This is a genomic window from Pseudoalteromonas sp. SR45-5 (genome assembly GCF_014163565.1).
Classification (GTDB): domain Bacteria; phylum Pseudomonadota; class Gammaproteobacteria; order Enterobacterales; family Alteromonadaceae; genus Pseudoalteromonas; species Pseudoalteromonas distincta.
In genome coordinates, this window is record NZ_JACJDN010000076.1 from 1 (window position 1) to 10,029 (window position 10,029).

Sequence of the window (10,029 nt, forward strand, 5' to 3'; positions counted from 1 at the left end):
ATCGAAAACACGCTTGCGTGTTTCTTCATTAACAAGGTGGCTGTTACGTAAAGCGCGAGATACAGTCGATTGAGATACCCCTGCATAGTGGGCAATATCAAATGAGGTAGCTTTACCTTTCATTGTTACAACTTAATTAAATTGATAAATAATTGTGTCATTTTCGTTTATTGATGAATAATTTCAAGCTTTTTGTGAATTAACGTATATTTTTATTGATAAATTCCTGACACCGGTGTCATAATGTCAGTGTTTTATCATTTTGTTGTCAAAACGTATTCGCTGTCTATATCTTTATAGGCAGCATTTTTTACTGTGATAGCTACTTTGAGGTGATAGCTCAAAGTATAAATAACAATGGTACACCATTGTAAAATAATAAGCATGAGTCGCTTAACAAAAGAGATAATACTATGAGCCCAAACGCTTCTGCCCAATTTGATCCCATCTTAGTTGCTGATGTCGGCGGCACTAATGCCCGCTTTGCTTTAATAACTGCTTTTAATGAACAGACTAACCAATTTATAATAGAGCACATTAATATTTTTCCTAGTGCCAATTTTGGTTCTCTTGAAAGTGCGCTCGAGCAATATTTACAAACAGTCCCACATATTGCACCCAAACGCGCATGTTTAGCCGTTGCAGGGCCAATAAAAGCCGGGCAAGTGCATTTAACCAATTTAGGTTGGCATTTTAGCGTCAGTGAATTTAAAACTCATTTTGATTTACAACAACTTGAAGTCATTAATGATTTTGCTGCCTTTGCTTACGCTGCCCCTTACTTAGATCCTAAACAAAATGTCATTGTTAAATCAGGTCAAGCTGATGATAACGCAAACATTGGTGTTATAGGTCCAGGTACTGGTTTTGGTGCCGCGTGCTTAGTTAGAACGTCTCAATCTACCGCAGTGCTAAGTTCAGAAGGGGGGCATATATCACTTGCACCTGTTAATGAACTCGATACTTTATTATTAAATGAGTTACGTAAAGATCATCCCCATGTTTCTATCGAAACAGTTTTTTCAGGTCCTGGCATAACGCATTTATACAAAGCAATGTCTGCGGTTAAGGGTGTAACAGCTAAAAATTTAGATGCCGCACAAATTAGCAGCCTTGCAAATAGTGGTGAATGTGATGTGTGTGATGCAACCTTAAACCAGTTTTGTGATTGGATTGGCAGTGTTGCCGGTGATTTAGCGGTTGTTTATGGCGCGTTAGGTGGATTATTTATTGGCGGTGGAATACTACCTCGTATGCAAGCGAGACTTCTTGAGAGTCGTTTTGTTGAACGATTTTCGCAAAAGGGTATTATGTCGCAGTACGCAGGACAAATCCCTGTAACACTCGTAACACAAGACAACATACCGCTTATTGGCGCTGCTGCGTGTTTACACAATAGCAAATAGGGCTTTGGTCTTACAGGTTGTATTTGGATAATGGACAGATGAAAAAAGTAACCATAAATAGTGTAGCAAGCCATGCAGGGGTTTCTAAAAAAACCGTCTCACGCGTGTTAAACAATGAGCCTAATGTAAGTGCCGCCACCCGAGAAAAGGTGCTTGCGGTATTTAAAGAGCTTGATTACACCCCAAATCCAATTGCACGAGGTCTTGCTCAAAATCGTAGCTTTATTATTGGCTGTTTATACGATAACCCAAGTAAAAGTTATATTACCCGAGTGCAAACGGGCGCCTTAGAAGCGTGTAAAGAAAACAACTATAATTTATTGATACACCCTTGTGAGTTTCGTGGTGAAGCACTTATAAATAATATTGAGCAATTACTACAAACTTCTCGATTAGATGGCATTGTGCTAACACCTCCTTTTGGTGATTTTGCTGAGCTTGCTTCTTTTTTAAAATCTAAAAAAATTCCTTATGCAAGAGTTGCTTCAGCTTTACTACAAGATGATTCAATTTCAGTGCGTAGTAACGACGAGCAAGGCGCATTTGAGATTACCGAGCATTTAATTAACCTCGGTCATAAATCTATAGCCTTTATTAAAGGGCACCCGGATCACAGTGCCACGCAACAACGTTTTAAAGGTTACAGGCGTTCACTTGCAAGCCATGGTATAGAATTTGATGAGCGCTTAGTCGAGGAGGGTAACTTTAGTTATCACTCAGGTGTAGATAGTGCACGCAGCATATTAGATTTATCCCCTAGGCCAACCGCTGTATTTGCATCAAACGATTACATGGCGGCTGCCGTACTTAAATTAGCAACTCAGCGCCAATTAAAAGTGCCTGATGACATTTCAATAGCTGGGTTTGATAATGCGCCCATTGCACGTCATATTTGGCCTGGGTTAACAACGATTGCACAGCCCGTTGAAGAAATGACTAAACAAGCCGTAACGCAACTTATTTTACACATAGCTCAACCACAAGAGCAGCCGTATCAGGTAACGCTTGAGTCGCGCTTGATTACACGCGAGTCTACCTCAGCAATAAAATAGTGAGTTTAAAACACTTTCACAGTAGCCCGAATATGAGTGACGCTTATTCGGGCTTTTTTTACTCTGAACTTGCTAAAACATGGTTTGTGCCTAAAAATCAATTAGGTCATTATTCGGTCATGTTAAAATATTAAACTATTTTTGTTACCCGGGGTTGACACCGGTGTCATTGCTATGCGTTAATACAGTGACACCGGTGTCAGGGTTGTTGTGAGAGGCTCCCTGGTAGCGTACCTTTGAACGGGTAAATCAAAGATGCTCAGTACAGTTATTTACGTGGAGTCTGTAGTTGCTACTGAGCCTTTATCCTCTAACTAATAGAGATGAGTTAAATTATGTTACATCCTCGTATTCAAGAAGTTACCCAGCGCGTTATCGAACGCAGTAAAAATACCCGTCAAGATTATTTAGATCGCATTTCGCACGCAAAAAAACAAACAAGAGTTCGTGCCGGTTTAGGTTGCGGAAATATAGCCCATGTTATGGCTGCATGTAGCAGTGATGACAAAGCGCGCTTAAAGGCTGATGAGCAGCCAAATCTTGCTATTATCAACTCATATAACGATATGTTATCGGCTCATGTGCCATACAAAGACTACCCAGATTTAATTAAAGACATTGCAACAAAATACGATGCTACAGCTCAAGTTGCTGGTGGCGTTCCTGCAATGTGTGATGGTGTTACGCAAGGGCGTGACGGCATGGAACTTTCACTTTTTTCTCGCGATGTAATTGCTATGTCTACAGCAATTTCTCTTTCGCACGATGTGTTTGATGGCGTTTTTTGTTTAGGCGTTTGTGACAAAATTGTTCCTGGTTTATTAATTGGTGCATTGTCGTTTGGTCATTTACCTGTGTTCTTTTTACCAGCAGGTCCAATGCAATCAGGTATTCCGAATAAAGAAAAAGCACGTATTCGCCAAAAGTTTGCACAAGGTTTAGTGAGCCGCGAAGACTTACTTGAAGCTGAAAGTGCGTCTTATCACAGCGCTGGTACGTGTACGTTCTACGGTACTGCCAATTCAAACCAAATGTTGATGGAAATAATGGGCTTACACCTCCCAGGTAGCTCGTTTATTAATCCTTACACTGAGCTTCGCGATGGCCTTACAGGTAATGCTGTAGAAACTATGCTTAAGCAGCTTACGGATGATAAAGAAAGCCCTTGTTTAGCCGATGTGATCAGCGAAAAAACGATTATAAATGGTTTAGTGGGTCTGCTTTCTACAGGTGGTTCTACTAACCATGCAATCCATATTGTTGCGATAGCAAAAGCTGCCGGCATTCAGGTTACGTGGAAAGATATGTCTGACTTATCAGAAGTTGTACCACTTCTTACACGTATTTACCCTAACGGCTCAGCTGATGTAAACCACTTTCAAGCAGCAGGCGGTATGGGTTTCTTAATGCGAGAACTAGCAAGCGCTGGTTACTTACATACAGACGTTAAAACAATGCTTGGCGATGGTTTAGCACCATACATGACAGAGCCTCGTTTAGATAAAGACGATAGCTTGATCATGAGCGACTCAACTGGCCCAACTAAAGTTAAATGGGTAGATTGCCCAGCAAACTCGCACGATGAAGAAGTACTTCGCCCAGTGAGTAACCCATTTAGTAAGCAAGGTGGTCTGCAACTTCTAACTGGCAACTTAGGTAAAGCTGTTATCAAAGTGTCAGCTGTTGCTGAAGAACATCAAACCGTTACTGCTCCTGCAAAAGTATTTAGTTCACAAAGTGCTCTGCAAGATGCATACACTCGTGGCGAATTAAACCAAGACTTTATTGCCGTGCTAAAAGAGCAAGGCCCTAAAGCGAAAGGTATGCCAGAGCTACACAAGTTAACGCCAGTAATGGCAACGCTTCAAGATGAAGGCTTTAAAGTAGCCATTGTTACTGACGGTCGGATGTCGGGTGCATCAGGTAAAGTACCTGCTGCTATTCACTTAGCACCAGAGGCAGTAGAAGGCGGCGTTATTGCTAAAATCCGAGAAGGCGATTTAGTGACGCTTGATGCGCCAAACGGAATATTAAAAGTACACGTTAGCGACGAAGAACTTGCTAAGCGTGAAGCAGAGCTTAGCCTGCCAAGTGCAACATTTGGTACAGGTCGTGAATTATTTACTGGATTTAGAAATATCGTAAGCAGTGCCGATTTAGGCGCGAGTGCTTTTGGACTTGAATAAATATTAGCCATACTGGGTAATGAGGAACAAGTAATGAGTATTGAAAAAATCTTAGCATCGGCACCCGTAGTGCCAGTGGTTGTAATCGAAAAATTAGAAGATGCAGCACCACTTGCAAGAGCTTTATACAACGGTGGCTTAAAAGCCTTAGAAATAACACTACGTACACCCATTGCTGCAGAAGCTGTAAAGCTAATGAAAGCAGAAGTACCTGAAGCCTATGTAGGTACTGGTACGGTAGTAGATAAGGCAAGTTTTGATCTTTCGGTTGCCGCTGGTGCTGATTTTATGGTGAGTCCAGGTGTTAGTGATGAGCTTATTGCTTTAGCTAAAACATCAGATATACCATTTTTACCAGGCGCTGCAACTGCAAGTGAAGTTATGCAACTTGCGTCGCATGGTTTTAAGTATTTAAAATTCTTCCCAGCAGAAGCTGCAGGCGGAACAGCTATGCTTAAATCAATCGGTGGCCCATTACCACATATTACTTTTTGCCCAACTGGCGGCATTAGCCTAGCAACTGCTCCTAATTATTTAGCGCTTAACAACGTTATTTGTGTTGGTGGTACGTGGATGCTAGATAAACAACTAATTGAAAATAAAGACTGGCAAGCAATTGAAGCGCTTGCTCGCCAAGCAAGTGAACTTAAATAGGAGTCTAAAATGATTAATGTAGCAATTAACGGTTACGGCCGTATCGGTAGAAATGTTTTACGTGCACTTTATGAGTCAGCTCAAAACAGCGAAATTAAAATTGTAGCAATTAACGATTTAGCACCAGCTAACGTAAATGCACATTTAACGCAATATGACTCAGTTCATGGTCAATTTTCAAAAAAAGTAACACTTGAAAACAACACTATGCTAATTGGGGATGACGTAATTACGTTAACGCAAGAGCGTGACCCTGCAAACTTACCGTGGAAAGAGCTAAACGTAGATATCGTTTTAGAATGTACTGGTTTTTTCACTAAACGTGATGACGCTGCTAAGCACATTACTGCAGGCGCGAAAAAAGTAATCGTATCTGCTCCAGGTACTGGTTTAGATGCAACAGTAGTGCATGGTGTAAACAGCGACGTAATTAATGCTGATAGCAATATCATTTCTAACGCTTCTTGTACTACTAACTGTTTAGCGCCAATTGCAAAAGCAATTAACGATACAGTAGGTATTGAGCAAGGTAGCATGACGACTATTCACGCTTACACCAACGATCAAAACTTATCTGACGTTTACCACCCAGATTTATACCGTGCGCGTAGTGCAACTCAATCTATGATCCCAACTAAAACAGGAGCTGCGGCAGCTGTTGGTTTAGTATTACCAGAACTTGCTGGTAAATTAGATGGTATGTCGGTACGTGTACCTACAATCAATGTTTCTTTAGTTGATTTTACGTTTATCACTAAGCGTGATACGACTGCAGAAGAAATCAATGCAATCATGAAAGAAGCATCAACGGGTTCAATGAAGAGTATTTTAGAATATAACGAGCTTCCGCTTGTTTCTATCGACTTTAACCATAACCCAGCGTCGTCTATCTTTGATGCAACGCAAACTAAAGCCAATGGCAAACTAGTTAAAGTAATGGCTTGGTACGACAATGAGTGGGGTTTCTCAAACCGCATGTTAGACCAAGTTAAAGCATTAGGTCAGTACTTATAATTGACCTTGTAAAAGTTTAGCTTTATCCAACCAAGCCACGCATTGCGTGGCTTTTTTGCGTTTAGTTTATCTGTATATTTGCAATTCAAAATTAGAAGGGAACTATTTGTATTTTTTATACCCTAAATTTTGTTAATATGTGGGTGTGTAAATCAATGGAATTTCGTTGTATTTAATCAACTCAACGACGCAAGGAATAATAAAAATGATCAGAGCTCTATCGCGAAAAGTATTTCGCACAAATCATCTTCAGATAGGTGAGGGCAACATAAGCGGCTACATAGCCTGCTTTTTAGCAATACTGAGTTGCTTAGGCGTATTAGCGTTTCACTTTCCTGAATATTTAACCACACCAGAGCTGAGAAAAAGCTACAGCGTCGACTTTTTACGTCAGCTTATGTTTGCATCATTATTGGTCTCGGGCAGTTTAGGATTACTTAACTTTGTACGTAATACCAATAAGCGTTTAGGGGCTACAGCGTGGTTTTTTATTTTACTCGCTATTATGTTTGGCGGACCAAACGTTGAAGTAAACGAATTTGCTTCTGATACACCTTATATAGGGCTTGATTGGTTTATTTTAGATTTACTCGGCTCAACACTTATATTTATTGTGATTGAAAAGTTATTACCTCATCGTAAAGATCAAAAAATATTACGTAGCGAATGGCGAGGCGATTTAAACCACTTTTTTGTAAATCATTTAATTATTGGTTTTGTATTACTCGTTACTAACCACTTTGTGCATTATGGCTTTGGCTGGGCTGTATCATCTACAGTACAAGGTTATATAGAGCAAACACCCTTTATAGTGCAGTTGTTTTTAATAATACTCGTGGCTGATTTAATGCAGTATTGGGTGCATCGTGCCTATCACGAAGTCCCTTTATTATGGCGCTTTCATGGCGTACATCACAGTGCTAAAGAAATGGATTGGTTAGCGGGCTCTCGCCAGCATATTCTTGAAATACTCGTAACGCGCAGCTTAGTGCTCACGCCTATATTTGTACTTGGTTTTTCACAGCAAATAATTAGTTTGTACGTAATAATTGTGGGTTTGCAGGCTGTGTTTAACCATGCAAATGTGCGTGTGAAATTTGGTTGGCTAAAATATTTTATGGTTACACCGCAGTTTCACCATTGGCATCATGCGTCAGATAAAGCCGCGATTGACCGAAATTACGCTGCACATTTTTCGTTTTTAGATTATGTGTTTGGTACTGCTGTTAAAGGCCAAAAAGAGTGGCCACAAGCGTATGGTGTAGTCGGGGATTACATGCCCGTAGGTATGCTTAAACAACAGGTTTACCCGTTTAAGCGCACTAAATAAGTACGGAAAATCCGAATAAACATAAAATAAAAGCGAGTAAGATGTTACATTTTGCTCGCTTATATTATTAATATTAAATTTATTTTAGCTCTGCTAATAACTCAGTAAATGTAGGTCTTTGATTTAATGTAGGTTGCATGGCACATTTTGCCATATCGGACATTTTAACAAAGAGCTCACTTTGTTTATCATCGCCAGTTACCGTGCCTATTAAGTCTTCAATTAAACACCCTAATGCACGTACTTCAATTAACTCGATTTGCTTTTGTTGATAATCACTTAACATGGCTAAGTTTGTGGCTGCACCAAAATCACCAAATAATACATCAGCATCTTTGTTTATCATGGTGTTATGCGCATACACGTCGCCATGGCTTACTTTACAAATATGCAAGTGATGTAAGGTACTTACCATTTGCTGTGCAATTTTTAAAATAGCGTGAGTTGAGTAATGGCAATCATCATTAAAGGTATCACGAGTACAGGTTTCAAGGCTTGGAGGCAGGCCTAAATTAGCAAAGCTTTTATCTATTAGCTCCATTACTAAACCTAGCTGATCACTTTGCTCAATGTAGGCAAGTACTTGAATTAAATTAGCGTGATCGCCTGCTTGTAAGCAGCAATTTACTTCATCAAGCGGGTAGCCGTCGCTGGTAATTGCGCCTTTAAATAATTTAATCGCTACAGCACTTTCAATAGCTTGTGCTAAATGAATAACGCCCGATGCACCTTGGCCAATAACATGACTAAGTGTGTAATCGTTAAGAGACTTATTTTCTAAGCAGCTTTTTGTAAGGCACTGGGCTTTATTAAAATCGTTACCGGCAAACGCAAGCCAAGCAAGTTTAGGCAATTCAAACAGCCAGTCGTCTACGTGTGTTAAGTTATTAGCAGAGAGCCTAACAAGCTCAAGGTTTTTACACTGCGCCATGCTACTTGGCAGTTGCTTAAGTTGATTGCCTGCAAGCGCAAGCTTTTTAAGCTGGGTATAATTACCGAAATCTTCAGGCAATTCGCTTAACGTATTATCGGTGAGTATTAGCCACTCAATATTTTTTGGCAGGCTGTTTAAAGCAAATTCAGAAATTTGGTTACCTTTAAACGCGACCATAATTAAAGCAGGGCATTTAGCGAGCACTTTAGGAATATGCTTAAACTGATTAAACGATAAAAACACACGCTTCAGGTTTGTTAAACAGGCAAATTCATCAGGTAGTGTTGATAAGTTATTATTTGATAAATCGAGAACTTCAAGCGTGTCAGCTAAGCTAAAGATTTCTTCAGGAAATGTCGTTAGCTCTTCTACCAATTGCAGGCGAGTAGCACCAACAAGTTTGCCACTTTTAAGCTCTTTAAGGGAGTTCATATTAATACCATGTTCTAAAAATGAAAAAGCCAACATAGCTGTTGGCTTAAAGTCGTTCTAACTTACTAAATCGCTCTTTAGAATTGCGCGTTATGGTAAACGTTTTGCACGTCGTCGCAATCTTCTAACATTGCTAAAAAGCGTTCCATAACTTCAACGTCTTCGCCTTCAATCGGCGTTTCAATTTGTGGCACAAAGCTAATTAGGTCTTCGTCAAATTCAGTCACGCCCATTTCTTCAAGCGCTGTACGTGTATTGTTGTACTCTGTGTGAGGAGCAAAAACAGTAACTTTACCGTCATCTACTTCTACGTCAGTTACATCAACATCAGCCATCATAAGAGCTTCAAGTACTGCTTCGTCGTCATCACCGTCAAATACAAAAATAGCAAGGTGATCAAATAAATGTGAAACAGAGTTTTGAGCGCCAATTTTAGCATTCGCTTTGGTAAAACAAACACGTACATCAGCAAAGGTACGCTTGTTGTTGTCTGTTAAACAGTCAACAATAATCATACAGTTACCAGGGCCGTAACCTTCGTAACGTGTTGCTGCGTAGTCTTCACCGCCGCCGCCTTTTGCTTTGTCTATTGCGCGGTCAATAACGTGTGCTGGTACTTGGTCTTTTTTAGCGCGTTCAATTAAACGACGTAATGATAAGTTACCATCTGGATCTACACCGCCGTTTTTTGCACAAATATAAATTTCTTTGCCGTACTTAGAATAAACTTTAGTTTTAGCACCCGCAGTCTTAGCCATTGAATCTTTTTTGTTTTGGTAAGCTCTTCCCATCTGCGTTTCGCCTTAATATATGTAAATAATAGAATAAAATTATAATGCGTATTCTAAAGGTAAATGCATTCAAGGGCTAGTAAGTATTAAAACAGATTAAATCGGTAACGTTTAAAAGCCATGTAAACTGTATTTTATTAATGGGATCATCGAGGGTTCTAGACGTTGGAATTATATCTATTATGTGTAAATTTAATTCAATAAAAAAGCAACCTGTATAACAGGTTGCC

9 protein-coding genes are annotated in these 10,029 nt (G+C 39.8%); 6 read left to right on the forward strand and 3 right to left on the reverse strand.

The features are described from left to right. On the reverse strand, positions 1-123 hold a 123-nt coding region (locus H5072_RS04750), incomplete at its 3' end, for a LacI family DNA-binding transcriptional regulator (RefSeq protein WP_182692864.1). Positions 124-413: 290 nt separating this feature from the next. On the opposite strand from H5072_RS04750, the gene glk reads away from it, so the two are divergent. The 6 genes from glk (at position 414) to H5072_RS04780 (ending at position 7,642) form a co-directional block, all read left to right on the forward strand. Continuing rightward, positions 414-1,406 carry a glucokinase gene (gene glk, locus H5072_RS04755; RefSeq protein ID WP_002959751.1) on the forward strand — a complete coding sequence of 331 codons (993 nt, stop codon included), beginning with the start codon at positions 414-416 and terminating at the stop codon, positions 1,404-1,406. Between the two features lie 38 nt (positions 1,407-1,444). Continuing rightward, complete coding sequence (locus H5072_RS04760) at positions 1,445-2,458, forward strand: LacI family DNA-binding transcriptional regulator (protein WP_182197028.1); 1,014 nt, start codon at positions 1,445-1,447, stop codon at positions 2,456-2,458. 335 nt (positions 2,459-2,793) lie between these two features. After that, positions 2,794-4,644 (forward strand): phosphogluconate dehydratase, encoded by a 1,851-nt coding sequence (edd, locus tag H5072_RS04765; RefSeq protein ID WP_182692865.1) that lies wholly within the window; start codon positions 2,794-2,796, stop codon positions 4,642-4,644. Between the two features lie 33 nt (positions 4,645-4,677). Beyond that, positions 4,678-5,298, forward strand: coding sequence for a bifunctional 4-hydroxy-2-oxoglutarate aldolase/2-dehydro-3-deoxy-phosphogluconate aldolase (gene eda / locus H5072_RS04770; protein WP_002959756.1), 621 nt, complete (start codon positions 4,678-4,680; stop codon positions 5,296-5,298). Positions 5,299-5,307: 9 nt separating this feature from the next. Then, complete coding sequence (gene gap, locus H5072_RS04775) at positions 5,308-6,312, forward strand: type I glyceraldehyde-3-phosphate dehydrogenase (protein ID WP_002959757.1); 1,005 nt, start codon at positions 5,308-5,310, stop codon at positions 6,310-6,312. Positions 6,313-6,517: 205 nt separating this feature from the next. Next, positions 6,518-7,642, forward strand: coding sequence for a sterol desaturase family protein (locus H5072_RS04780; protein WP_024597617.1), 1,125 nt, complete (start codon positions 6,518-6,520; stop codon positions 7,640-7,642). Positions 7,643-7,721: 79 nt separating this feature from the next. On the opposite strand, the gene H5072_RS04785 is transcribed toward H5072_RS04780, so the two are convergent. Next, the gene (locus H5072_RS04785) at positions 7,722-9,044 is read right to left on the reverse strand and encodes a leucine-rich repeat-containing protein kinase family protein (RefSeq protein ID WP_259395892.1); all 1,323 of its coding nucleotides are present in this window, start codon (positions 9,042-9,044) and stop codon (positions 7,722-7,724) included. Between the two features lie 41 nt (positions 9,045-9,085). Continuing rightward, positions 9,086-9,799, reverse strand: coding sequence for a YebC/PmpR family DNA-binding transcriptional regulator (locus H5072_RS04790; protein WP_002959761.1), 714 nt, complete (start codon positions 9,797-9,799; stop codon positions 9,086-9,088). Positions 9,800-10,029 lie beyond the last annotated feature (230 nt).